This window comes from Marinibacterium profundimaris (assembly GCF_002210095.1).
GTDB lineage: Bacteria > Pseudomonadota > Alphaproteobacteria > Rhodobacterales > Rhodobacteraceae > Marinibacterium > Marinibacterium profundimaris.
On sequence record NZ_AQQR01000004.1, the window covers coordinates 50,426 to 74,300 of the forward strand.

A 23,875-nucleotide genomic window follows, 5' to 3' on the forward strand; every position below is an offset into this window, starting at 1 on the left:
TCTTCCCGCCCTGGCGATCGCGATGGCCGCGGGGATCGCTGCCGTGCCCCTGATGGCACAGGACAGCCAGGTCCAGACCAAGCAATACGATGACGGCGGGGTCTATATCGGCAGCTTCCGCGGCGGGCTTCAGCATGGCGAGGGCACGTATACGCTGCCCAACGGCTACGAATATACCGGTCAGTGGGAAGACGGCGAGATCAAGGGCATCGGCACGGCGCGTTTTCCCAACGGGTCCGTCTACGAGGGCGAGTTTTCCAAGGGCAAGCCGAACGGCGTGGGCCGGATCACCTTTTCCGACGGCGGCACCTACGAAGGCGAATGGGTCGACGGTGTGATCAACGGCCAGGGCATTGCGATCTATGCCAACGGCGTGCGCTATGAGGGGCAGTTCCTGAACGCCAAACACCATGGCACCGGCACGATGCAAAGCCCCGGCGGATATGAATACAAGGGCGACTGGGTCGAGGGCCGCAAGGAGGGGATGGGCACCATCACCTATCCCGACGGCGCGGTCTACGAGGGCCAGATCCTGGCCGGCAAGCGCGAGGGCGAAGGCACGCTGACCCTGCCGGACGGGCTGGAATATGTCGGCACCTGGAAGGACGGCCAGATCGACGGGACAGGCACGCTGACCCAGCCCAACGGCGACGTCTACGAAGGCGAGCTGGTTGGCGGCCGGCGCGAAGGCGAGGGCAAGGTCACCTATGCCAACGGCGACATCTACGAGGGCCAGTTCCTCGACGACCGGCGCCACGGCCAGGGCTCCTTCACCGGGGCGGACGGCTATGTCTACACCGGCTCCTGGGTGGCCGGCCAGATCGAGGGCGAGGGCCAGGTCGCCTATCCCGACGGGTCCGTCTACGAGGGCCAGTTCCGCGCGGATCTGTCGGATGGCGAGGGCAAGATCACCTATCCCGACGGGTCGAGCTACGAGGGCGACTGGGTCGCCGGGGTGATCGAGGGCGAGGGCCGGGCCGTCTTTGCCAACGGGATCGTCTACGAGGGCGAGTTCCTGAACGCGCTGAACCACGGCCAGGGCGTGATGACCTACCCCGACGGCTACCGGTACGAAGGCGGCTGGGAGAACGGGCTGCGCAACGGCGAGGGCACGGCGACCTACGCGGACGGTACGGTCTATACCGGCGGCTTCCAGGACGGCCAGCGCCACGGCCAGGGCGAGATCGTGATGCCGGACGGGTTCCGCTATGTCGGCGAATGGAACCGGGGCGAGATTTCCGGGACCGGCACGGCCTATTACGCCAATGGCGACATCTACGAGGGCGAGTTCAAGTCCGGCAAGCGCCAGGGGGCCGGGACAATGACCTACGCCTCGGGGCAGGAAGCCACCGGCGACTGGGAGAACGGGGCGCTGTCGGACGGCAGCTGATCCCCAGGTCCGGTGCCCTTTTCTGATGCGGCGCGCCTGGGTGGGCGGCGTTGCGTCGGAGTATTTTGCCAAAGGTGAAACAGATGGGCAGCGCCTTGTCGGCGGGCGTCGCGCGGGATGCGCACGTTGGAGTGAGGTATTTGGGCCAAGAAGAAGCAGGGCGTGGGTCGCCGGGGCTTTGGGCGGCGCTTGTGGCAGGGGGCGGGCATCCGGGACGTCTTGACATGACGCCGGCCACCCCGGCGGATGCAGGGCGACTGGCGGCATTGAGGGTGGAGGCGATGCGGCCCAGCCTGGAGGCGGCGGGACGGTTCGATCCGGTGCGGGCGCGGGAGCGGTTCCTGAGCGGTTTCGTGGCGCGGGACACACAGGTGATCCGGTCCGAGGGCGAGCTGGCCGGGTTCTTTGTCGTCCGGGACCGGGGGGATCACCTTTATCTCGATCATCTCTACCTGGCCGCGGCCTTCCAGGGCCAAGGGATCGGCGGGCGCGTGGTGCGCGCGTTGCAGGAGGAGGCGCGACGGCGCGGGATACCGGTGCGGCTGCTGGCGCTGAACGGGAGCCCGGCGGGCAGGTTCTATCAGAGCCTCGGGTTCCGGGCGGTGGCGCGCGATGCGCTGGATACGCAATACGAATGGCAGGCCGGCGGCTGACGCCTCAGAAACTGGAGCCGGCGTCGAGCTTGTTCAGAAGGTGCTGCGCCTCGTCGAGGATCGTCTTGCGCTTGCCTTCGTCCATCCGGTCCCAGGTGCGGTACATGTTGCCCATGCGGTGGTTGTCCCTGAACCGCGGACGGTGCCGGTCGAGGAAATGCCAGTAGAGCAGGTTGAACGGGCAGGCGCCCTCGCCCGTCTTCTTCGTCACCTTGTAGGCGCAGGATTTGCAGTAATCCGACATGCGATTGATGTAGGCGCCCGACGAGACATAGGGCTTTGACGCGATGATGCCGCCGTCGGCGAACTGGCTCATGCCGATCGTGTTGGGGGCCTCCACCCATTCATAGGCATCGGCATAGACCTCCAGGTACCATTCGTGGACCTGCTGCGGATCGGCCCCCACCAGCAGGGCGAAGTTGCCGGTGATCATCAGGCGCTGGATGTGGTGGGCATAGGCCTCGTCCCGGGTCTGCTCGACGGCTTTCGACAGGCAGCGCATGTCGGTCGGGCCGCCCCAATAGGCGTCGGGCAGCTTGCGGGTGTGGCCCAGTTCGTTCCTCTTCACGTAGTTGGGGCCTTCGCGGTAGTAGATGCCGCGGATGTATTCGCGCCAGCCGATGATCTGGCGGATGAAGCCTTCGACGGCGTTCAGCGGCGCGGCGCCGTCGTGATACGAGCGTTCGGCGGCGCGGCAGACCTCCATCGGGTTCAGAAGTCCGGCGTTGAGGTAGATCGAGATGACCGCGTGGTAGAGGAAGCGGTTGTCGTCCAGCATCGCGTCCTGGTAGTCACCGAACTTCGGCAGGGCATCGGCGATGAAGCGGTCGAGCGCCTTGAGCGCGCCGTCGCGGTCGGTGGCGAACCAGAAGTCGTCGAGGGTGCCGAAGTTCGATTTGAAGCGGGTGGCGACGAGATCGAGCACCTCCTGCGTGGTGTCGTCCGGGGTCACGCGCAGGGGACCGTCGAAAGTGATCTTGTCGGGCGCGGGCTTGCGGTTCTCGCTGTCGTAGTTCCAGTCGCCGCCGGCGGGTTTGTCGCCCTGCATCAGCAGGCCGGTCTTGCGGCGCATCTCGCGGTAGAAATACTCCATCCGCAGGGATTTGCGGCCCTCGGCCCAGTCGTCGAATTCGGCATGGGAGGCGAGGAAGCGGTCGTCTTCCAGCAGCTCGACCTTGGGCGACATGTCGCGCAGGGCCTGGATCAGGCGCCATTCGCCGGGCTCGGTGGCAATGATGCGTGTCGCGCCGAGGTCCTCGGCGCGCCGCGCGAGCTCTCCGGGAATCGAGCCGGTGGTGTCGGTGTCGTCAAGCTCGGTATAGGCGACCTCCCAGCCCGCCTTGCGCAGGGCTTGCGCGAACTTGCGCATCGCAGCGAAGCAGAAGGCGATCTTTTTCGGGTGGTGGCCGACATAGGTGGCCTCGTCCGCGACCTCGGCCATGACCACCACGTCGCGATCCTTGTCTGCGGCCTTCAGCGCGGCGATGTCCGTCCACAGCTGGTCGCCCAGAACAAGGATCAGGCGCGCCTCCCCGCTCACCAGGGGATCTCCTTGCCGGCCCAGTCGTAGAAACCGCCGGTATCAGTCGGGGTCAGGCCGGCGAGGACGGACAGCAGGTTCTGCGCGGCTTCTTCCGGCGGAACTGCGGGGTGGCGGCCAAGGTAATCCTCGGTGAAGGGCGTGGCGACGGTGCCCGGGTGCAGGGCCACGCAGATCGCCTCGCGGTGGCTGCGGGCCAGTTCGATGGCGCCCGTGTGCACCACCTGGTTCACCGCCGCCTTGGCCGAGCGGTAGGAGATCCAGCCGCCCAAGCCATTGTCGCCGATGGATCCGACACGCGCCGAGAGCACGGCGAAGACCGAGCGCCCTTCGCGCGGCAGAAGACGACCGGCCTCGCGCAGGATCAGGGCCGGGCCGACCGTGTTCAGCGCGAACTGGTCGAGCATGGCCCTGGCGGTGATCGCGCGGATGGTCTTTTCCGGCCCGGCGCCGTCGATTTCCAGCGCGCCGGTGGTGACGAGCACCATGTCATAGGGCGGATCGAGCCGGTCGAGCGCCGCCTTCACCCCGGCATCGTCGGTGATGTCAAAGCCGTCGCGGCGGCGCGACAGGCCGGTGACCTGCGTGCCCCGCGCCTCCAGCGCCGCGCGCAGGGCCGATCCGATGCCGCCGCTGTCACCGATGATGAGCGCACGGCCGCCGTCCGATGCCTCGCCTGTTGTCATGCCCTGCCCTTCTGCCACGGTTGGTCCCCCGGGTATCCCGGGCGCCTGCCTTTCAGATGGGCGTTGACCTAGGGGAGGGCGGGACCGCTTCAAGGCGACACAATTCGCCCTTTCCTTTTCCCCGAAGGCTGGTTTATGGTTCGCGCCATGAAAACGACCGCGCATATCATCGAGACGTCCGCCGCCACCGGCGCGTCCCTGCGTGGCCTGCTGCTTCTGCTAATCCGCCTCTGAGCGTGCCATTCGGCGCGCCCGCTCAGAGGAGACAACGTGCGCGCCTGACTTCATACCCGACCGGACATTGTCACAGCAACGACAGGCCGGAACGGGAAAACGGCACACCGGATTAGACATCGAAAGACGACAGACATGACCCAGACAACCGATACCGATCGCGTGTTGATCTTCGACACGACCCTTCGCGATGGCGAGCAGAGCCCAGGCGCGACCATGACCCATGAAGAGAAGCTCGAGATCGCGGGCCTTCTGGACGAGATGGGCGTGGACATCATCGAGGCGGGTTTTCCGATCGCCTCGGAGGGCGATTTCAACGCGGTCGCCGAGATCGCCAAGAATTCCCGCAACTCGGTGATCTGCGGCCTCGCCCGCGCCCATTTCGCCGATATCGACCGCTGCTGGGAGGCCGTGCGCCACGCCGCGCAGCCCCGGATCCACACCTTCATCGGCACCTCGCCGCTGCACCGCGCCATTCCGAACCTTACCATGGACGAGATGGCCACGCGGATCCATGAAACCGTGACCCACGCCCGCAACCTTTGCGACAACGTGCAATGGTCGCCGATGGACGCGACGCGGACCGAATGGGATTACCTTGCCCGCGTGGTCGAGATCGCGATCAAGGCCGGCGCCACCACGATCAACATCCCCGATACCGTGGGCTATACCGCGCCCGTGGAAAGCGCGGACCTGATCCGGCGGCTCATCGCCGAGGTGCCGGGCGCCGAGGACGTGATCTTCTCGACCCACTGCCACAACGACCTTGGCATGGCGACGGCGAACTCGCTGGCCGCTGTCGCCGGCGGCGCGCGGCAGATCGAATGCACGATCAACGGGCTGGGCGAACGCGCCGGGAACACCGCGCTCGAAGAGATCGTCATGGCGCTTAAGGTGCGGCACGACATCATGCCCTGGTCGACCGGGGTGGACACCACGAAGATCATGAACATTTCGCGCCGCGTCGCGACGGTGTCGGGCTTCCCGGTGCAGTTCAACAAGGCGATCGTCGGCAAGAACGCCTTCGCCCATGAAAGCGGCATCCACCAGGACGGCATGCTCAAGAACGCCGAGACCTTCGAGATCATGCGCCCCGAGGACGTGGGCCTGACCGAATCGAACCTCGTGATGGGCAAGCACTCCGGCCGCGCCGCGCTTCGGGACAAGCTGAACCAGCTCGGCTACGAGGTCGGGGACAACCAGCTCAAGGACATCTTCGTCCGCTTCAAGGAGCTCGCCGACCGCAAGAAGGAGGTCTATGACGAGGACCTCATCGCGCTGATGCGCGTGGGCGAGGATTCCGAGAACGATCGCCTTCAGATCCTGACCATGAAGGTGGTCTGCGGCACCGGCGGCCCGGCCGAAGCCACGGTCGAGATGGAGATCGACGGCAAGGAGGTGACGGCAACGGCGCATGGCGACGGGCCGGTGGATGCCTCGTTCAAGGCGATCCGCGAGATCCATCCGAACAACGCGCATCTGCAGCTTTATCAGGTGCACGCGGTGACGGAAGGAACCGATGCCCAGGCGACCGTTTCGGTGCGGCTGGAAGAGGATGGCATGATCGCGACCGGCCAGTCGGCCAGCACCGACACGGTGGTCGCCTCGGCCAAGGCCTATGTGAACGCGCTCAACCGTCTTCTGACGCGGCGCGACAAGGCCGGCCCGGGCAGCGACGCGCGCGAGATCAGCTACAAGGACGTCAGCTGACCGGCCTTAGCCATCAACGACCTTGCGACGGGGGCGCGGCCGGGATCGGCGGCGCCCCCGATGCTTTGGCCTACCCACAGACAGGCCGCGCGCCCCCGTCAAGGCGCGCCCCTTCGCCCAGCCTTTCGACTGCGATGTCACTCCGTGTCCGCATGGGCGGCAACCCGCTGGCGGCACGGCGGAAATACGCTACAACCGGCCGGGATGATTTCTGTTCCTGACCCGGGAGGGTTCGACCATGACGCGATCCGACGTGCGCTGCGTGCTGATCCTCGGCAGCGCCCCTTCGGCACCGGCCTGCCGCGCCTGGCCGCGTGAGCGATTCGATGCGATCGTGGCGATCAACAACGCCTGGGCCCTGCGCGACGACTTTACCCACCTGATATACCCGGACGATTTCCCGCCCGACCGCCTGCCCCCCGGCCTTGCGCCCGGTCAGCTGCGGGTGACATCCGACGATTACGTGCCCGAGCAGAACCGCTTTGGCGGCGTGCTTTATGCCGGCGGCACCATGGCCTTCACCGCCGGCTACTGGGCGCTTGGCGCGCTGCGGCCGGACGTGCTGGCCTTCTTCGGCTGCGACATGGTCTATCCCGGCGCCGGGCGCACGCATTTCTACGGCACCGGCGCGGCCGATCCGCTGCGCGACGACATCTCGCTGCGCAACCTCGAAGCCAAGAGCGCCCGCCTGACGCTGCTGGCCGCCGAGGCCGGCTGCCACGCGGTCAACCTTTCCGAAGAGCCGCACAGCCGGCTGGTCATGCCCCGGCTGGCGCCGGACCGCCTGCCGGAGGTGCTGCCCCAGCTGGCAGCCCGCCCGCCCCGCCGCGCCACCGACGCCCTGCAGCCTGCGCACCGGCGCGAGGCCGAGCTTGGCTACGTCGTAAGCCACGGCCGTTACTGGGAAGAAAGCGACCGCTTCGACCCGGCCGAGATCGACCGGCTGGACCAGCTCTGGCTGCAGGCCTGGACCTCAACGCGGCCACGCCCGGCCGAGGCGCCCACGGCCTGACCCGGGGTGCGCCATCTGTCATGATGAAAACCTCGGCAGGTCAAACATCGCCGCGCCCGAACCGCCGGCCGGGCCCTGCCGCTTTGCGGCCCCGTGCAGGAAACGCGGTTTACTTCATCAGTCGGATCCGACATGGCGGAAAGCCGCGAGAAGCCTCGGAATAGCCCCTTTCACCGCACGGGGCCGAGGCATATAAGGCAGTGACCCCGCGGCCACTGAATCGCGAGGCACGCGGCAACTCAGCACGGGGCAGGACGGGACAGGACCTTCATGGGCATTTTCGACGTATTCGGTGGCCTTTTCACGGCGGACATGGCGATCGACCTTGGGACAGCCAACACGCTTGTCTACGTCAAGGGTCGCGGCGTGATCCTCAGCGAACCTTCGGTGGTTGCGTACCACGTGAAGGACGGCGTGAAGAAGGTGCTCGCCGTGGGCGAGGACGCCAAGCTGATGCTGGGCCGGACGCCCGGCTCGATCGAGGCGATCCGCCCGATGCGCGAAGGCGTCATCGCGGATTTCGATACAGCGGAAGAAATGATCAAGCATTTCATTCGCAAGGTGCACAAACGCTCGACCTTCTCCAAGCCGAAGATCATCGTCTGCGTGCCCCATGGTGCGACGCCGGTTGAAAAGCGCGCGATCCGGCAATCGGTGCTTAGCGCCGGCGCCCGCCGCGCGGGGCTGATCGCCGAACCCATCGCCGCCGCCATTGGCGCCGGCATGCCGATCACCGATCCGACCGGCTCGATGGTCGTCGACATCGGCGGCGGCACCACCGAGGTCGCCGTGCTGTCGCTGGGCGATATCGTCTATGCGCGGTCGGTCCGCGTCGGTGGCGACCGCATGGACGAGGCGATCATTTCCTACCTGCGCCGCCAGCAGAACCTGCTGATTGGGGAATCGACGGCCGAGCGGGTCAAGACCTCGATCGGGACGGCACGGATGCCCGACGACGGGCGCGGCGCCTCGATGCAGATCCGCGGCCGCGACCTGCTGAACGGCGTGCCGAAGGAAATCGAGGTCAGCCAGGCCCAGGTGGCCGAGGCTCTGGCCGAACCGGTCCAGCAGATCTGCGAAGCGGTGATGACGGCGCTGGAAACCACCCCGCCGGACCTGGCCGCCGATATCGTCGACCGGGGCGTCATGCTGACCGGTGGCGGCGCCCTGCTGGGCGACCTGGACCTGGCGCTGCGCGAGCAGACCGGCCTGGCCGTGTCGATCGCTGACGAAAGCTTGAATTGCGTCGCGCTTGGCACTGGAAAAGCTCTGGAATACGAAAAGCAGCTGCGTCACGCGATTGACTACGACAGCTGAGGGGCGCACGCTGACCTCTCCGGTTTGAGGCAACGACGCCATAAGGGAGTCCGATGGCCCGGGACCGACAACAGCGCGAGGATTACGCGACCCCGCTGCGTCGCCTTCTGGTGGGGATCCTTGTCCTGTGCCTGATGGGGATCTTCCTGTTCTGGCGCATAGACAGCCCGCGCGTGGAACGCTTCCGCGCGCAGGTGGTCGACCGCGTCGTGCCCTCGATGGACTGGGCGATGGCCCCCGTCACCGCGACGATCAAGCTGTTCCGCGATTTCCAGAGCTACAGCGCCCTGGCCGACCAGAACCGCGAGCTGCGCAGCGAGCTGCGGCAGATGCAGGCCTGGAAAGAGGCCGCGCTCCAGCTTGAGCAGGAGAACGCGCGGCTCAAGGATCTCAACAATGTGCGGCTCGATCCCCGGCTGACCTATGTGACCGGCGTGGTGATGGCCGACAGCGGCTCGCCCTTCCGGCAATCGGTGCTGATCAACGTGGGCGCGCGCGACGGGATCGTCGACGGCTGGGCCGCGATGGACGGGATCGGGCTGGTGGGCCGAATCTCGGGCGTGGGGCGCAACACGTCGCGGGTGCTGCTGCTGACCGACGCGACCAGTTCGGTTCCGGCGGTGATCCAGCCCTCACGCGAGGGGGCGCTGGTCACCGGGGACAATTCAGCCGCGCCGCTGGTCAGTTTCATCGAGAACCCCGAGCTGGTGCGCCCGGGTGACCGCGTGATCACATCCGGCGATGGCGGGGTTTTTCCCGCCGGGCTGCTGATCGGGCAGGTCGCGGCCGATCCGCAGGGCCGGCTGCGCGTGCGGCTGGCGGCGGAATACGAACGGCTCGAATTCCTGCGCGTGCTGCGCCACTACGGGATCGAGGCGCCGCACGATCACGGCGATCTCGTGCAGCCCGCGATCACCTCTCTGGACGAGCTTACCCGGCGGGCGGAGGACGGCTGATGCAGCGCCGCACCTGGCCCATGCGCCTGGCCTTCGTCGCCCTGGGCCTGGTGGTGGTCTTCTTTCACCTGCTCCCGCTTGAGACGGTGCCGCGCCAATGGGCCCCGCCCGACGTGCTGCTGGCCTTCACCTTCGCCTGGGTCCTGCGCCGGCCCGATTACGTGCCCGTGGTTCTGGTGGCCGGGGTCTTCCTGCTGGTCGATCTGCTGCTGCAGCGGCCACCGGGGCTTTATGCCGCGCTGGTCGTGCTGGGCTGCGACTTCCTCAAATCCCGCGCGAACGGTATGAGCGAGGCGAGCTTTCTCGGCGAATGGGCTACGGTCGCCATCGTGCTGAGCGGGGTCATGCTGCTGTATCGGACGGCCCTGGGCCTTGTTGTCCTGCAGGATCCGCCCCTGACGCTGACGCTGACGCAGCTCTTGCTGACCATCGCCATCTACCCGCTGGCGGTGGTCATCTCGCAATCGGCGATGCGGGTGCGAAAGCCGACGCCCGCCGACAGCAATGCCATGGGAGCCCGCAAATGAGACGCAACCCCCGCGAACTGGCCGGCCTGCAGACCCGGACCACGCGCCGGGCTATCCTGCTTGGCAGCGTGATGACCGGCTTTGCCGGAGCCCTGGCCATGCGGATGCGCCACCTGCAGGTTGACCAGGCAGACCAGTTCCGCCTGTTGGCCGAGGAAAACCGGATCAACATCCGCCTGATCCCCCCCAAGCGGGGCGAGATCTATGATCGCAACGGCGTCATCATCGCGCGCAACTCGCAATCCTACCGGATCGTCATCGTTCGCGAGGATGCCGGCGACGTGGACGAGGTGGTCGCGCGGCTGACCAAGCTGGTCGATATCCCCGAAGAGGACCTGGAGCGCGCGCTGGTCTCGGTGCGCCGCTCGGCCCCGTTCCTGCCGGTGGCCCTGGCCGACCAGGTGACCTGGGACGATATCTCTCGCGTGGCGGTCAACGCCCCGGCCCTGCCCGGCATCACGCCCGAGGTCGGCCTGACACGTGTCTACCCGCAGGGCGACGCCTTTGCCCACGTGGTGGGCTATGTCGGCCCGGTCAGCGATTACGACCTGTCCAAGATCGAGGACCCGGACCAGGTCCTGCGCATCCCCCGGTTCCAGATCGGCAAGGTCGGGCTTGAGGCCCGGCAGGAAGAGCAGCTGCGCGGAAAGGCCGGGTCCAAGCGGGTCGAGGTCAATGCCGCCGGCCGCGTGATGCGTGAACTGGACCGGCAGGAGGGCCAGCCCGGCGCGGATATCCAGCTGACCGTCGATTCCCAGCTGCAAAGCTACGTGCAGGCGCGCCTGGGCCGCGAAAGCGCCAGCGCCGTGGTGATCGATTGCGAGACCGGCGATCTCGTGGCCTGCGCCTCGGCGCCCAGCTACGACCCCAACCTCTTCGTGCGCGGCATCTCGGTCGCGGATTACCGGGGCCTGACCGAGGATCCGTATCGCCCGCTCGCCTCCAAGTCGGTGCAAGGCGTCTATCCGCCCGGCTCGACCTTCAAGATGATGACCGCGATGGCGGCCCTGGAGGCCGGGCTGGTCGGGCCGGACGACACGGTCTGGTGCCCCGGTTACCTGCAGGTCGCCGGCCGGCGGTTCCATTGCTGGAAGCGTGGCGGCCACGGCCACGTGAACCTGGAGAATTCGCTGAAGCACAGCTGCGACGTCTATTACTACGATCTCGCGCTGAAGGTCGGGATCGACAAGATCTCGGCCATGGCGCAGCGTTTCGGACTGGGCCAGCGCCACGACCTGCCGATGTCGGCGGTGGCCGAGGGGCTGGCGCCCGATCGTGCCTGGAAATCCCGGGTCCACGGACAGGACTGGCTGGTGGGCGACACCGCCAACGCCTCCATCGGGCAGGGCTTCATGCTGGCTTCGCCGCTGCAGCTGGCGGTGATGTCGGCGCGTATCGCCACCGGGCGCGAGGTCACGCCGCGGCTGATCAAGTCCGTCGACGGGATCGAACAGCCCTCGGGCGCGGGCGAAAGCATGGGCCTGAACGAGAACAACCTGCGCAAGATGCGCAAGGCGATGTACGCCGTATCCAACGACCGCCGCGGCACCGCCTGGCGGGCGCGCATCAACGAGGACGCCTTCCGCATGGCCGGCAAGACCGGCACCAGCCAGGTCCGCAACATCACCGCCGACGAACGCGCCCGCGGCGTGATCCGCAACGAGGACCTGCCCTGGGAGCGCCGTGACCACGCGCTCTTTGTCTGTTTCGCGCCCTACGTGGCGCCGAAATACGCGGTGTCGGTCGTGGTCGAACACGGCGGCGGCGGGTCAGCCGTCGCGGCGCCGATCGCCCGCGACGTGATACTGCAGGCGCTTTACGGCGGCTTCCCCCCGCTCGAGGCCTATCCCTCGTCCGACCGTGACAAGGTCAAGGCCCAGCAGGAACGCCTGAGCCGCGAACTGCAGCAGGCCGAGGAGCAGCGGAGCGACCGCGTATGAGCTACCTTGAATACGCGGTCAAATCCGTCCCCTCGGGGCCGCGCAAGCTGCTCTACCTGAACTGGCCGCTGCTGCTGCTGGTCTGCACGGTGGCGGGCGCCGGGTTCCTGATGCTCTACTCGGTGGCGGGCGGGTCCTTTACCCCCTGGGCGGAGCCGCAGATGGAACGCTTCGCGCTGGGCTTCGTGCTGATGATCGGGGTGGCCATGGTGCCGATCTGGTTCTGGCGGAACATGTCGGTGGTGGCCTATGTGGTGTCGATCGTCCTGCTGATCTCGGTGGAATTCTTCGGCACGGTGGGCATGGGCGCGCAGCGCTGGATCGATCTGGGCTTCATGCGGCTGCAACCCTCGGAGCTGATGAAGATCACCATGGTGATGCTGCTGGCCGCCTATTACGACTGGCTGCCCGCGAAACGCACCTCGCATCCGTTCTACGTGCTGCTGCCGCTGGTGATCATCCTTCTGCCGACCTTCCTGGTGCTGACCCAGCCCGACCTTGGCACCGCGATCCTGCTGGTCGCCGCCGGTGGCGCGATCCTGTTCCTGGCGGGCGTGCACTGGCTTTACTTCGCGGTGGTGATCGGCGCGGGCGTGGGCCTGGTGGTGGCCGTGTTCAAAAGCCGGGGCACCGACTGGCAGCTGCTGAAGGATTACCAGTACCGCCGGATCGACACCTTCCTCGATCCCTCGACCGATCCGCTGGGCGCGGGTTACCACATCACCCAGTCGAAGATCGCGCTCGGCTCCGGCGGGCTGACGGGGCGCGGTTTCATGCAGGGCACGCAATCGCGGCTGAACTTCCTGCCCGAGAAACACACCGATTTCATCTTCACCACCCTGGCCGAGGAATTCGGCTTTGTCGGCGCAGTCTCGCTTCTGGTGATTTACGTGCTGATCATCGCCTTCTGCCTGGTCACTGCGCTCTCCTCGAAGGACCGCTATTCCTCGCTTCTCACGATGGGGATCGCGGTGACCTTCTTCCTCTTCTTCGCGGTCAACATGTCGATGGTCATGGGGCTTGCCCCCGTCGTCGGCGTGCCGCTGCCCATGGTCTCCTATGGCGGCACCGCGATGCTCGTTCTCCTCGGCGCTTTCGGCCTCGTGCAAAGCGCCCATATACACAGGCCCCGCTGATGCCCTGCAAGATCCTCTTCTCCGCTGAAAACTGGTCCACTTGGGAGGCGCCCCTGCGCACCGCCCTCGACGAGACCGGCGTCGCCTACGACCTGGTCTCCGACGCCGCGCCAGAGACGGTGGATTACGTCGTCTACGCGCCCAGCTCGGGCCTGCTGGATTTCACGCCCTTCACGTCGCTGAAGGCTGTGCTCAGCCTATGGGCCGGGGTCGAGAAGATCGTCGGCAACGAGACGCTGCAGGTGCCGCTGGCCCGCATGGTCGATCCCGGCCTGACCGAGGGCATGACCGAATGGGTGACGGGCCACGTGCTGCGCCATCACCTCGGGATGGATGCTCATATCCGCGGGCTGAAGGGCAAGTGGCGCAAGGACGTGCCGCCGCTGGCGCGCGATCGCAAGGTCACCATCCTCGGCCTCGGCGCACTTGGCGCGGATGCGGCCCGCGCGCTGAAAGCCCTGAACTTCGACGTCGCGGGCTGGAGCCGCAGCCCCAAGACCCTCGACGGGATCGAGACCTTCACCGGCGACGACGGGCTGGCAGAGGCCCTTCGCCGCGCCGAGATCCTCGTTTTGCTCCTGCCCCTCACCCCGGGCACCGAGGATCTGCTGAACGCCGACCGCCTCGCCCGGCTGCCCAAGGGCGCGATGATCGTGAACCCCGGCCGGGGTCCCCTGATCGACGACACCGCCCTGCTCTCCGCGCTCGACAGCGGCCAGGTCGGTCATGCCACGCTTGATGTCTTCCGGGTCGAGCCCCTGCCCGCCGATCACCCCTTCTGGCTGCACCCGAAGGTCACGGTCACGCCGCATATCGCCAGCGAAACGCGCCCCGCCTCGGCCTCGCGCGTGATCGCGGAGAACGTCCGCCGGGGCGAGGCGGGCGAACCATTCGTCCATCTCGTCGACCGCTCCGCGGGATACTGACGTCCTGTCTTCTTCTTGGCAAAAATACCTCAATCCCACCGTTCCGCTGGCGGCACGGTCGGTCTGGAGTATTTGGATCCAAGAAGAAGCAGCAGACGCGCTCTCAGCCCAGGCCGAGTTCCTGCCTTTTCTTGCGGGACAGGCCGGCCAGGATCATCTCGTACGACGCCGTGAGGTGGTCGCGCAGCTCGGCGTCCGGCAGGCCCGGGGCTTCGAACTGCTGCACCCATTTCAGCCCGCGCGAGGCCATGTAGGGCGCGGGGCGCAGGCCGGGCATCTCGGAGAGGATCTCGAACCCCAGGTCGGACACCTTGAAGGTGAAGGCATCGCGTCCCTCGGCCCAGCCGCCGATGGCAAAGACCTTGCCACCGACTTTCCAGACATCCGCGTTGCCCCATTGCACAACGTGGGTTGTGCCGGGCAGCCCGGCGCAGAAGCTGTTGAACTCCTCCCGTGTCATTCCGCTGCGATCAGGCCCCGCCCGGCCAGCAGGGCCTCGACCCCCGGCAGGCGGCCACGGAACGCGATATAGAGCTCTTCTGCCTCGACCGACCCGCCGGTCGACAGGATGTTGTCCTCCAGCGCCTCGGCCCTGTGCGGATCGAAGGGGTCGCCGGTTTCTTCGAAGGCGGCGAAGGCGTCGGCGTCCATGACCTCGGACCACATGTAGCTGTAGTAGCCCGAGGAATAGCCGTCGCCGGAGAATATATGGGCGAAATGCGGCGTCGCGTGGCGCATGCCGATGGCGTGGGGCATGCCAAGCGCCTCGAGCACCTCGGATTGTTTCACCATCGGGTCGGCCGGGGCCGGGCCGTCGTGGAATTCCAGGTCAACCAGCGCCGAGGCCACGTACTCCACCGTCTGGAAGCCCATGTCGAAGGTTTCCGCCGCCAGCAGGCGTTCCAGCATGGCCTTCGGCATCGGCGCGCCGGTCTCGGCATGGGTGGCGAAGGTTTCCAGCACTTCCGGCACGGTCAGCCAGTGTTCGTAGAGCTGGCTGGGCAGTTCCACGAAGTCGCGCGCAACGGACGTGCCCGAGATGCTTTCATAGGTCACGTCCGACAGCATCTGGTGCAAAGCATGGCCGAATTCGTGGAACAGCGTGCGCGCGTCGTCGAAGGACAGCAGCGCCGGATCGCCCTTGGCGAAGTTGCAGACGTTGATCACCACCGGCGCCTGCTCTTTCGGGAACTTCGCCTGGCTGCGCATCGCCGAACACCAGGCGCCCGAGCGTTTCGAGCCGCGCGCGAAATAGTCGCCGATGAAGACCGCCACATGCTTGCCGTTGCGCGTCACTTCCCACGCCCGGCAATCGGGGTGGTAAAGCTGCACGTCCAGAGGCTTGAACTCCAGTCCGAACAGCCGGTTGGCGCAATCGAAACTGGCCGCGATCATGTTCTCCAGCTGGAAATACGGCTTCAGGGCCGTCTCATCCAGGTCATGCTCCGCCTTGCGCCGTTTTTCGGTGTAGTAATGCCAGTCCCAGGGTTCGAGCGGGCCGTTCACGCCATCCTCGGCCAGCATCCGCTCCAGCACCTGGGCATCGCGCTCGGCCGCCGCGCGCGCCGGGGTCCAGACGTTCGTCAGCAGCTCGCGCACCTTGTCGGGGCTGCGCGCCATCTCGGTTTCCAGCTTGTATTGCGCGAAATTGTCGTAGCCCAGCAGCTTGGCGCGCTCCTCGCGCAGCTTCAGGATCTCGGCGGCGATGGCGCGGTTGTCGGTCTCGCCCCCCTTGGCGCCGCGCGCGGCCCAGGCGGCATAGGCCTGTTTCCGCAGGTCGCGGCGGGGCGAAAACTGCAGGAACGGGGTGATCAGCGAGCGTGAGGTCGTCACCACCGGGCCGCCCGCGCCGTTTTCCTCGCCCGCCGCACGGGCCGAGGCGACGACAAATGCGGGCAGCCCCTCGAGGTCGTCCTCCGACAGCTCCATGTACCAGCTGCGTTCATCGGCCAGCAGGTTCTGGGTGAACTGCGTGCCCAGCTCGGCCAGCCGCGATTTCACCTGCGTGAGCCGCTCGGCCTCGGCCCCTTGCAGCGCGGCGCCGGCGCGCACGAAGTTGCGGTGGGTCAGCATCAGCACCCGCTCCTGCTCCTCTGTCAGGCCCGCGCCATGACGGCCCTGCCAAACGGCGTCGATCCGACTGAAAAGCTTAGCATTCGATGTGATGGCCGAGAAATGCGCCGAGAGCTTGGGCGAAAACGCCCGCTGCAGCTCTTCGCGCTTGGGGTTGCTGTCGGCGCCGGCCACGGTGAAGAAGACCGACAGCACCTTGTCCAGCGCCGCGCCGGCCGCTTCCAGCGCGCCGATCGTGTTGTCGAAATCGGGCGCGGCCGGGTCATCGGCGATGGCCGCGATCTCGGCATTATGCAAGGCCAGCGCCTCGTCCAGCGCCGGGGCGAAATCCTCGTCGGAGATCGCGTCGAAAGGGGCCAGCTCGAACGGGGTCGTCCAGGTGGCCAGGATGGGGTTTGACATGTGGTATCTCCTTTGACCCAGAAGCTAGGCACGACCACGGCCAAGGTCCAGAGAGGCGCTGCATGACGTCGGACCTCAGGCGGCCTTGTGCGCGCCCTTGCCATGGCAGACCGGGCAATCCGCCCGTGGCTTCAGCGTGATCGTGCGCGTCTCGCCGTAAAGCGCGTCGTAGATCAGCATCTGCCCCCGAAGCGGCATGCCCGCGTCCGAGATCAGCTTCACCGCCTCGACCGCCATCATCGCGCCCACCACGCCGGGCAGCGGGCCGACCACCCCCGCCTCGGCGCAGGAGGGCGCCAGCCCCGGCGCCGGCGGCTCGGGGAAGATGCACTGGTAGCAGGGCCCGCCCCAGGACGGATCGAAGACCGACAGCTGCCCCTCCCATTGCGACAACGCGCCCGAGATCAGCGGCTTGCCCAGATCCACCGCGGTGCGGTTGGCCAGATAGCGGGTGTCGAAATTGTCGGTCCCGTCGAGGATCAGGTCATAATCGGCGAACAGCGCCTCGGCCATGTCGGGCTCCAGCCGCCGGTGATAGGGCCGTACGGTGACAAAGGGGTTCTGCGCGCGCATCGCCATCTCGGCCGAGAACACCTTGGGCATGCCGATGCGGTCGTCGGTATGGATCACCTGGCGCTGCAGGTTCGCGTTCTCGACCACGTCGTCGTCGATCACCCCGATCGTGCCGACCCCGGCGGCGGCCAGGTATTGCAGCGCCGGCGCGCCCAGCCCCCCGGCGCCGATCGCCAGCACCTTTGCGTCTTTCAGCCGTTTCTGCCCCGGCCCGCCCAGCTCGCGCAGCACGATATGCCGCGCGTAGCGCTCCAGCTCGGTCTGGGAAAACCGCCCCGGTTTCACCTCGGGCGTCTCCTCGGCCTGCGGCGCCCGCGCCTTCAGCCACTTCAGCCCTGTCCGGTACAGCATCACCATCGCCGCGAAGGCCCCGATCAGCAGCCACAGCTCCGGCTCGCGCCCCGTGACCTGGCGCAGCGGATGGCCCGCCGGCAGCACCACGTTGATCGCAAGCGCCCCCAGCCAGACAAGCCCGATCGCCTGCCAGCGCGCCCGCGCCGGCACGCCCATCGCCGCGCCCAATGCCCAGAGCGCGCCCGCGAAGACCAGGACCAGCAGCATCAGCTTGCCCCGTCCGGGCCGACGCCGCCCCGGGCCGGGGCAAGGCGGGCCTGAAACTCTGGCGCGAGCACCGTCTGCGCGATCGGGTCGTCACGGCCGGCTACGAAAGACCCACTGCCGATCCCTCGGACTGGGCCCGTGCCACATGCGTCCGGCGACCCTTTGTCTATATGCAATTTCGTCATTTTTCTCTTCTAAGCGCAGGCCGAACCGTTTGGAAGGCATGCTTGCTGCCGTTTGAAGGGCGACCTTAACGCGATTGGTCTTTCCGTCATGAGCTGGGGACAGGCCCCGGTGATTTCAGCACAGGAACACGATTCACGGAAAACGGTGCGGTGCCGGGACCTGGTTGCAGCCATGGCAAATGTCATCCGTGAAATTTTTTCAGCCTCCTTATCATGGACTAAGCCTTCTTCGCCCGGCCAGGGATTTTCGGTTGACGGATGGCCGAAACTTTCATCTGATCCCCAAATGTTGCGCAAACGGTTGCGCATTCAAATTTGCGCACCGCAGGGACTGAGGGCGGCGCGCCAAAGGACAGAGATCTTCGCCCAGCCCGACGGATCGGGCGGCAAGAGATAGAGGAGGACCATCCATGAAACATCTGCTCAGCAGCGTGCTGGCCGCTGCCGTCACACTCTCGGCCGGTGCAGCCGCGGCGCAGGATCGCAGCCTTCGGATCGCCACCAGCGTGCCACAGGACCATTACCTGACCCTCAGCATTGCCGAATTCGCGGATCGCGTGACCGAACGCACCGATGGACAGGTCACCTTCGACATCTACCCGGCCCAGTCGCTCGTGACCGACCAACAGATGGACCAGGCCGTCGCAAGCGGCGTCGTTGATATCGGCGTCGGGTCGGCGTCGATCCTCGCGGGGACCATTCCGGCGCTGAACATCTTCGCCGTGCCCTTCTATTTCGACACGCGCGAGAAGCTCGACAATTCGGTCACCGTCGGCACCCCGATCCGCGACACGCTGGATGCCGAGATCCGCAAGACCGGCCTCAACGCCGCCTTCTGGATCCCGTTCGGCTCCATCACGATGGTGATGCGGGACAAGCCGGTGCGCCTGCCGTCCGAAATGGAAGGCCTCAAGATCCGCAGCTTCGGCGCGACGGTCAGCCAGTTCATCGAGACGGTCGGCGCGGCGCCGGTCGTGACAAGTGGCGGCGAACAGTTCCTGGCCCTGCAGCGCGGTATCGTCGACGGCGGCATGACCGGCTGGAGTTCGGTCACCGGGCGCAGGCTTTACGACGTGGCCGACTACGTCGTGGCGACGGACCATATGTACGAAACCCACTTCGCCCTGATGAGCCAGACCATGTGGGAAAGCCTGTCGCCCGAGGTGCAGGAGGTGTTCCAGTCAGTCGGCAAGGAACTCGAGGCCGAGCTTCTGGACGGCGTGATCCAGCTTGCTCAGGACGCCAAGGACGAGCTTGAAGGCAAGATGGAGATCATCGAACTGACCGAGGACGAAAAGCTTGCCTGGAAGGACGCGACCAGGCCGGTTGCCGAAGACTTCCTGGCCAATGCCAATGACGTCGCCAGGACCGTCTTCGACGAAGCGGAGAAGATCCAGTAAGCTCCCCGTCCCGTCCGGCCTCCGGGGCCGGCAGGATGATGCGCCGCATCCCTGCCGGCCCCGAATGCCCCCCGAAATGCCTTTCCCATCTTCCTACCCAAAGGTGAACAATGTCTGCTGAGACCCCACCGGCCGGTCCGCGCCAGCGGCACTGGCTGCTGTCCGTCACGGACCGGATCGTCCTGACGTCCGGCCATATCGGTTCATGGATCTTTTTTGTCGTCGGCGGCTGCGTCGCATACGAGGTCGTCGTCCGCTACGGCTTCAACAATCCGACCCACTGGGTCGAGGAAGTGTCGCGGCTTGGCATGGTGTGGGGCACGTTCCTGGCCCTGGCAACCTGCCTGAACCGGCGTCAGATGATCACGATCACCGTGCTGCTCGACAGGCTCGGCCCGCGGGCCCGCTTTGTCCAGGAAGTCATCACCTTCACGCTGGTCGCCGTGCTTGCCGCGGTCATCGCCTGGTACGCCCTGGAGTCCATGATGCAGACCATTTCCGTCAATCGGCGGACCAATACTGTCATGTCCATGCCCTACTGGGTGTTCTACCTCGCCATCATCATCGGCTTTGCCCTGCTCCTGCTTCAGGCGCTGACGGACATCATCGTGATGGCCGTGACAGGGACACGGCCCAGAGGTGGCTTCGGACAAGAGGAGATTTGACGTGGACTCCGTCCTGATCCTGTCCGCCCTGTTCCTGCTGCTGTTCTGCGGAATACCGGTCGGCCTGTCGCTGACGGCCGTCGGCACCCTGCTGTTCCTGTTCAAGGGCATCCCGCTGGCCGGTATTCCCGAAGACTTCCTGGGCTCTTTCAACAGCTTCATCCTGCTGGCCGTGCCGATCTTCCTGCTGACCTCGAACATCCTGCTGCGTGCCGGCGTGGCCAAGGACCTGTTCGACGCCGTGCAACGCTGGGTCGGTTCGATCCGGGGCGGCGTCGCCGTCTCGACCATCCTGTCCTGCGGGATCTTCGCGGCGATCTCCGGCTCGTCCGTGGCGGTGGCCGCCATGATCGGCACCGTCGCCATCCCCGAGATGACGCGACGCGGCTATGACCAGAGGTTCGTGATGGGCACGCTGGCAGCCGGCGCGACGCTGGGCATCCTGATCCCGCCGTCGATCCCGCTGATCGTCTATGCCTCGGTGACAGAGCAATCCACCGCGTCGATGTTCCTGGCGGGTGTCGGCCCGGGCCTGCTGCTGATCGCGGCCTTCGTGGCCTATTGCGTGGTGAAGTCCTTCCTTGGCGGCGCCCCCGTCACCGAGACGGGCGACGAGACGGAGCAGCGGAAATCGCTTCTTCGGGTCTCGCTCAAGGCGTTTCCGACGATGCTGATCGCCATCACGATGATCGGCGGCATCTATGCCGGGATCTTCACCCCGACCGAATCCGCCGCCGTGGGCCTGATCATGACGCTGGTCTACGTGTTCACCTTCCGGGACAGCTTCGGCTTTGCCGAGCTGAGGGGCGCGGTTTTCCAGTCCGGCGCGACAACGGCCAACCTGCTGCTGATCATCGGCGGGGCCAATGTCTTCGGCAAGGCGATCCTGCTCTACCGGATCCCGTTCGAAATCTCGACCTGGATCACCGACAACATCGCCAGCGCGGGCGTCTTCATCCTTGTCGTCGTGCTACTGCTGGTGGTGCTTGGGCTCTTCCTCGAAGGGATCGCGATGATCCTGATCGTGCTGCCCGTGCTGCTGCCGGCGCTGGGCGTGCACGGGATCGACCCGGTGTGGTTCGGCATCTTCTTCGTGCTGATGATCGAACTGGCCCTGATCACGCCACCGGTGGGCATGAACCTCTTCGTGATCCAGTCCGTGGCGAAATCCGACCTGAGCGAGGTGATCTACGGCGTCATTCCCTACGCGGTGATCATGATGGCCATGGTCGCATTGATCTACGCCTTCCCGATGATCGTTCTCTACATCCCGTTCTTCGGGTGACCGCGCGTCGGCCGGGCGCCCGTCCGGCCGACGCTCCTTATTGCCTCAGCCACTTGATCCGCGAAGGATCAGGCGACCGCGCAACGACACCGCCTCGTCGGGCATGTCGTGATTGGCCACGCGGGCCTCGACCATCTCGAAGGCCCGCTTGAGCATCAGCGTCAACGGTTGCTCGATCGTCGTCAGGCCATAGATCTCGCGGCCCGTCTCCGGCAGCCCGTCGAAGCCCACGACCGCCGTATCCTCCGGCACGCGCAGCCCCTTCAGCCGCAGCCCGTCCATGACCCCCATCGCCATGATGTCACTGAGCGCGAACAGCGCGTCGGGTCGCGTGTCGTCCGGCAATGCGGCGATCTCCGCAGCCGCGGCAAACCCCCCGTCATAGCTGGATTGCCCATCCACCCGCAGAGCCACGTCCAGGCCTGCGGCATTGATTTCGGCAACGAAGCCTTCCTCGCGATCCTTGGAGGTCGAACTGAAGTTGGTCGTCCGGATGATGCCGAACCGGCGGCGCCCTTTGGACAGCAGAAGACGCGCCAGTTCCGCCCCGCCGGCGCGGTTGTCACAGGTCACGGCGCATCCCTGCGAATAGGCGACCCGGTTCACCATCACCAGAGGCACCCGGTTCGCCGCGCAGATCTTGTCCGCCTGGGACGACATCACCGCCGAGGAAATGATGCAGCCGTTCACCTGGTAGTTCAGAAGCGCCTGGGCCGTCCGTTCCTCGATCGGGCCTTCGCCGGCGTGGATGATCAGCAGCCGGAACCCAAGCTCCTCGGCCAGCGCCGTCGCCGCGTACATGAGCTGCGTGTAGAACGGGTTGGTAACCGGCCCCAGAACCAGGCCATAAAGCCCGTTGCGCCCCGACGACAATGTGCGCGCCAGGATGTTGGGCGTATAGCCGAGTTCACGCGCCAGGCCGAGGATGCGGTCGCGCGTCTTCTTGGAGATACGCGTGTCTCCCCTCAGCGCCCGCGTCACGGTGGACGGAGCGACCCCCGCGCGCTGGGACAAGGTGACCACGGTGGGCCGGCGCGGCTTCGGCTGATCGGGTTCGTCAGTCATCCGCTCCCCTCCCCTTGCGATTCGCAGCGGTCCGCCGCGCGTGAAAACGTTTCATGCCCTTCATCCCCAGGTCTCCTGCATCAGCCCTGCCGGGCCGATCAACCGCCATTTTGAACGACAGGCCGATCCGACGCTTGACATTCATACACGCCGGCGCTTCATTGACCATCATTGCGCACACGTTTGCGCACTACTTCGAACCGCTCCCGAGACGTTCGGGCAAGCATGAAATGGGAGGCGTGAAACATGACTGCGCGCAAGCGACAGATCAAAATGGTGGGCTTTCTCCAGGCTCAGAACTGTTCCATCGCGCCGGGGTCCTGGCGGCACCCGGCCGGGGCCACGGACTTCCTGGGGCCGGAGTATTTCCAGCGCATCGGCCGCATCCTCGAAGACGGCAAGTTCCACCTCGCGTTCTTCGACGACCGGCTCGCCATGCCGGACATCTACCAGGACGACCACAAGGAAGCCGTCGCCAACGGCGTGCGCGTGGTCAAGATGGACCCGGTGTCGATCATCACCGCGATCGGCATGGCGACCAGCAGGATCGGTCTGGGGATCACCTATTCCACGACCTATTACGAGCCCTTCCACGTCGCCCGGCTCTTCGCCACGCTCGACCTGATGACCAAGGGCCGCGCCGCCTGGAACGTCGTCACCTCGCTGAACGATTCCGAGGCCGCGAATTTCGGCCGCGACGGTCATCTGCCGCATGCCCAGCGATACGACCGGGCGGATGAATTCCTCGAAGTCGTGACCGGGCTGTGGAACAGCTGGGAAGACGACGCCATCACCCTCGACAAGACCACCGGCGACTTTGCCGACCCCGAAAAGGTCCACAAGCTCGACCACAGGGGCACGTACTTCAACGTCAAGGGTCCGCTGCCGGTGCCGCGTTCGCCCCAGGGACAGCCGGTACTGATCCAGGCCGGCCAAAGCGGCCGGGGCCGCCAATTCGCGGGACGCTGGGGCAACCTGATCTTCGTCGTCTACCCGACCAAGGAAATCGGCCTCAAGCAATACGCCGCGGTCAAGGACGAGGTGAAGGCCTCCGGCCGCAACCCCGATGAGGTGGCAATCTGCCCGGCCTGCTATGTCTGCGTCGGCGAAACCGAGGACATCGCGAAGGAAAAGCGCGATTACATCATGAACCTGGCCAAGCCCATCGACGCGCTTGTCCTGCTGTCCGAGGCGCTGAACTTCGACTTCGGCAGCAAGTCTCTCGACGATGAATTCACCGACGAGGAGCTGGAGAAGATCTCGTGGACCGGGTTCCGCGAACGGGTCGTGGCGCTCTCGGGCAAGGACCGTCCGACGGTGGGCGATTTCGTCGAATATTCCAAGCGCGGCACGATCGGCGAATTCCCCATCTTCTGCGGCACGCCGACCCAGGTCGCCGACCAGATGGAAGATTGGTTCACATCGGGCGCCTGCGACGGCTTTGTACTGGCGGCCACCCATACGCCCGGCGCCTTCGAGGATTTCACGCGTTTCGTGGTGCCCGAACTCCAGCGGCGCGGTCTCTACCAGGAAGATTACGCGGGGACGACCCTGCGCGAGAACCTCGGCCTGCCCGCCCTGACCAACCCCTGACACCGGCCCGGCGCATCGGGTTCGACCATTGTCCGGCCCGGCCGGA

Annotated in this window: 20 protein-coding genes; 14 read left to right on the plus strand and 6 right to left on the minus strand. The window is 66.2% G+C overall.

Going from position 1 to position 23,875, the window contains the following annotated elements:
• Positions 1–22: 22 nt before the first annotated feature.
• Positions 23–1,390, plus strand: a complete 1,368-nt coding sequence (locus ATO3_RS11310) for an MORN repeat-containing protein (RefSeq protein WP_233152135.1) — start codon at positions 23–25, stop codon at positions 1,388–1,390.
• A gap of 224 nt (positions 1,391–1,614) precedes the next feature.
• Positions 1,615–2,043 carry a GNAT family N-acetyltransferase gene (locus ATO3_RS11315; RefSeq protein WP_233152114.1) on the plus strand — a complete coding sequence of 143 codons (429 nt, stop codon included), beginning with the start codon at positions 1,615–1,617 and terminating at the stop codon, positions 2,041–2,043.
• A gap of 4 nt (positions 2,044–2,047) precedes the next feature.
• On the opposite strand, the gene ATO3_RS11320 is transcribed toward ATO3_RS11315, so the two are convergent.
• A complete protein-coding gene (locus ATO3_RS11320; RefSeq protein ID WP_088649979.1) occupies positions 2,048–3,583 on the minus strand; it encodes a cryptochrome/photolyase family protein in 1,536 nt (511 codons plus the stop codon).
• A complete protein-coding gene (locus tag ATO3_RS11325; protein WP_088649980.1) occupies positions 3,580–4,269 on the minus strand; it encodes an SDR family NAD(P)-dependent oxidoreductase in 690 nt (229 codons plus the stop codon). The genes ATO3_RS11320 and ATO3_RS11325 overlap by 4 nt, the downstream gene beginning before the upstream one ends.
• 369 nt (positions 4,270–4,638) lie before the next feature.
• Between ATO3_RS11325 and ATO3_RS11330 the strand changes: the two genes are divergently transcribed.
• The 8 genes from ATO3_RS11330 to ATO3_RS11365 all read left to right on the plus strand — a co-directional run bounded on the left by ATO3_RS11330 (position 4,639) and on the right by ATO3_RS11365 (position 14,027).
• Positions 4,639–6,213 carry a 2-isopropylmalate synthase gene (locus ATO3_RS11330; protein ID WP_088649981.1) on the plus strand — a complete coding sequence of 525 codons (1,575 nt, stop codon included), beginning with the start codon at positions 4,639–4,641 and terminating at the stop codon, positions 6,211–6,213.
• Positions 6,214–6,451: 238 nt separating this feature from the next.
• Positions 6,452–7,225, plus strand: coding sequence for a hypothetical protein (locus ATO3_RS11335; RefSeq protein ID WP_088649982.1), 774 nt, complete (start codon positions 6,452–6,454; stop codon positions 7,223–7,225).
• Between the two features lie 270 nt (positions 7,226–7,495).
• Entirely contained in the window at positions 7,496–8,542 is a 1,047-nt protein-coding gene (locus ATO3_RS11340) for a rod shape-determining protein (protein ID WP_088649983.1), read from the plus strand.
• Positions 8,543–8,595: 53 nt separating this feature from the next.
• Positions 8,596–9,498, plus strand: coding sequence for a rod shape-determining protein MreC (mreC, locus tag ATO3_RS11345; RefSeq protein ID WP_088649984.1), 903 nt, complete (start codon positions 8,596–8,598; stop codon positions 9,496–9,498).
• Entirely contained in the window at positions 9,498–10,025 is a 528-nt protein-coding gene (locus tag ATO3_RS11350; protein WP_088649985.1) for a rod shape-determining protein MreD, read from the plus strand. Before mreC ends, ATO3_RS11350 begins: the two co-directional genes overlap by 1 nt.
• Positions 10,022–11,965 carry a penicillin-binding protein 2 gene (gene mrdA, locus ATO3_RS11355; RefSeq protein WP_088649986.1) on the plus strand — a complete coding sequence of 648 codons (1,944 nt, stop codon included), beginning with the start codon at positions 10,022–10,024 and terminating at the stop codon, positions 11,963–11,965. Before ATO3_RS11350 ends, mrdA begins: the two co-directional genes overlap by 4 nt.
• On the plus strand, positions 11,962–13,101 hold the full coding sequence (gene rodA, locus ATO3_RS11360; protein WP_088649987.1) for a rod shape-determining protein RodA: 1,140 nt from the start codon (positions 11,962–11,964) through the stop codon (positions 13,099–13,101). The genes mrdA and rodA overlap by 4 nt, the downstream gene beginning before the upstream one ends.
• Positions 13,101–14,027, plus strand: a complete 927-nt coding sequence (locus tag ATO3_RS11365) for a 2-hydroxyacid dehydrogenase (RefSeq protein ID WP_088649988.1) — start codon at positions 13,101–13,103, stop codon at positions 14,025–14,027. The genes rodA and ATO3_RS11365 overlap by 1 nt, the downstream gene beginning before the upstream one ends.
• A 103-nt stretch (positions 14,028–14,130) precedes the next feature.
• On the opposite strand, the gene ATO3_RS11370 is transcribed toward ATO3_RS11365, so the two are convergent.
• The 3 genes from ATO3_RS11370 to ATO3_RS11380 all read right to left on the minus strand — a co-directional run bounded on the left by ATO3_RS11370 (position 14,131) and on the right by ATO3_RS11380 (position 17,636).
• Positions 14,131–14,487: an MmcQ/YjbR family DNA-binding protein gene (locus ATO3_RS11370; RefSeq protein WP_088649989.1), complete on the minus strand. Its 357-nt coding sequence runs from the start codon at positions 14,485–14,487 to the stop codon at positions 14,131–14,133.
• Entirely contained in the window at positions 14,484–16,502 is a 2,019-nt protein-coding gene (locus ATO3_RS11375; RefSeq protein WP_088649990.1) for a M3 family metallopeptidase, read from the minus strand. The genes ATO3_RS11370 and ATO3_RS11375 overlap by 4 nt, the downstream gene beginning before the upstream one ends.
• 75 nt (positions 16,503–16,577) lie before the next feature.
• Positions 16,578–17,636 carry a HesA/MoeB/ThiF family protein gene (locus ATO3_RS11380; protein WP_088649991.1) on the minus strand — a complete coding sequence of 353 codons (1,059 nt, stop codon included), beginning with the start codon at positions 17,634–17,636 and terminating at the stop codon, positions 16,578–16,580.
• A 595-nt stretch (positions 17,637–18,231) separates the two neighbouring features.
• Between ATO3_RS11380 and ATO3_RS11385 the strand changes: the two genes are divergently transcribed.
• From ATO3_RS11385 to ATO3_RS11395, 3 genes are all read left to right on the plus strand, one after another.
• On the plus strand, positions 18,232–19,221 hold the full coding sequence (locus ATO3_RS11385) for a TRAP transporter substrate-binding protein (RefSeq protein ID WP_088649992.1): 990 nt from the start codon (positions 18,232–18,234) through the stop codon (positions 19,219–19,221).
• 110 nt (positions 19,222–19,331) lie between these two features.
• A complete protein-coding gene (locus ATO3_RS11390; RefSeq protein ID WP_088649993.1) occupies positions 19,332–19,886 on the plus strand; it encodes a TRAP transporter small permease in 555 nt (184 codons plus the stop codon).
• A 1-nt stretch (position 19,887) separates the two neighbouring features.
• Complete coding sequence (locus tag ATO3_RS11395; protein WP_088649994.1) at positions 19,888–21,171, plus strand: TRAP transporter large permease; 1,284 nt, start codon at positions 19,888–19,890, stop codon at positions 21,169–21,171.
• A gap of 45 nt (positions 21,172–21,216) precedes the next feature.
• On the opposite strand, the gene ATO3_RS11400 is transcribed toward ATO3_RS11395, so the two are convergent.
• Positions 21,217–22,236, minus strand: coding sequence for a LacI family DNA-binding transcriptional regulator (locus ATO3_RS11400; protein ID WP_088649995.1), 1,020 nt, complete (start codon positions 22,234–22,236; stop codon positions 21,217–21,219).
• A gap of 246 nt (positions 22,237–22,482) precedes the next feature.
• Here ATO3_RS11400 and ATO3_RS11405 point away from each other — a divergent pair, with 246 nt between their 5' ends.
• Positions 22,483–23,829 (plus strand): LLM class flavin-dependent oxidoreductase, encoded by a 1,347-nt coding sequence (locus tag ATO3_RS11405; protein WP_088649996.1) that lies wholly within the window; start codon positions 22,483–22,485, stop codon positions 23,827–23,829.
• Positions 23,830–23,875: the final 46 nt, after the last annotated feature.

Bases quoted from the DNA above. Each gene is read 5' to 3' on its own strand.
- ATO3_RS11310 (WP_233152135.1), top strand. From the start codon at position 23: ATGGCCGCGGGGATCGCTGCCGTGCCCCTGATGGCACAGGACAGCCAG.
- ATO3_RS11315 (WP_233152114.1), top strand. From the start codon at position 1,615: ATGACGCCGGCCACCCCGGCGGATGCAGGGCGACTGGCGGCATTGAGG.
- ATO3_RS11325 (WP_088649980.1), bottom strand. From the start codon at position 4,269: ATGACAACAGGCGAGGCATCGGACGGCGGCCGTGCGCTCATCATCGGT.
- ATO3_RS11330 (WP_088649981.1), top strand. From the start codon at position 4,639: ATGACCCAGACAACCGATACCGATCGCGTGTTGATCTTCGACACGACC.
- ATO3_RS11335 (WP_088649982.1), top strand. From the start codon at position 6,452: ATGACGCGATCCGACGTGCGCTGCGTGCTGATCCTCGGCAGCGCCCCT.
- ATO3_RS11340 (WP_088649983.1), top strand. From the start codon at position 7,496: ATGGGCATTTTCGACGTATTCGGTGGCCTTTTCACGGCGGACATGGCG.
- mreC (WP_088649984.1), top strand. From the start codon at position 8,596: ATGGCCCGGGACCGACAACAGCGCGAGGATTACGCGACCCCGCTGCGT.
- ATO3_RS11350 (WP_088649985.1), top strand. From the start codon at position 9,498: ATGCAGCGCCGCACCTGGCCCATGCGCCTGGCCTTCGTCGCCCTGGGC.
- mrdA (WP_088649986.1), top strand. From the start codon at position 10,022: ATGAGACGCAACCCCCGCGAACTGGCCGGCCTGCAGACCCGGACCACG.
- rodA (WP_088649987.1), top strand. From the start codon at position 11,962: ATGAGCTACCTTGAATACGCGGTCAAATCCGTCCCCTCGGGGCCGCGC.
- ATO3_RS11365 (WP_088649988.1), top strand. From the start codon at position 13,101: ATGCCCTGCAAGATCCTCTTCTCCGCTGAAAACTGGTCCACTTGGGAG.
- ATO3_RS11370 (WP_088649989.1), bottom strand. From the start codon at position 14,487: ATGACACGGGAGGAGTTCAACAGCTTCTGCGCCGGGCTGCCCGGCACA.
- ATO3_RS11375 (WP_088649990.1), bottom strand. From the start codon at position 16,502: ATGTCAAACCCCATCCTGGCCACCTGGACGACCCCGTTCGAGCTGGCC.
- ATO3_RS11380 (WP_088649991.1), bottom strand. From the start codon at position 17,636: ATGCTGCTGGTCCTGGTCTTCGCGGGCGCGCTCTGGGCATTGGGCGCG.
- ATO3_RS11385 (WP_088649992.1), top strand. From the start codon at position 18,232: ATGAAACATCTGCTCAGCAGCGTGCTGGCCGCTGCCGTCACACTCTCG.
- ATO3_RS11390 (WP_088649993.1), top strand. From the start codon at position 19,332: ATGTCTGCTGAGACCCCACCGGCCGGTCCGCGCCAGCGGCACTGGCTG.
- ATO3_RS11400 (WP_088649995.1), bottom strand. From the start codon at position 22,236: ATGACTGACGAACCCGATCAGCCGAAGCCGCGCCGGCCCACCGTGGTC.
- ATO3_RS11405 (WP_088649996.1), top strand. From the start codon at position 22,483: ATGACTGCGCGCAAGCGACAGATCAAAATGGTGGGCTTTCTCCAGGCT.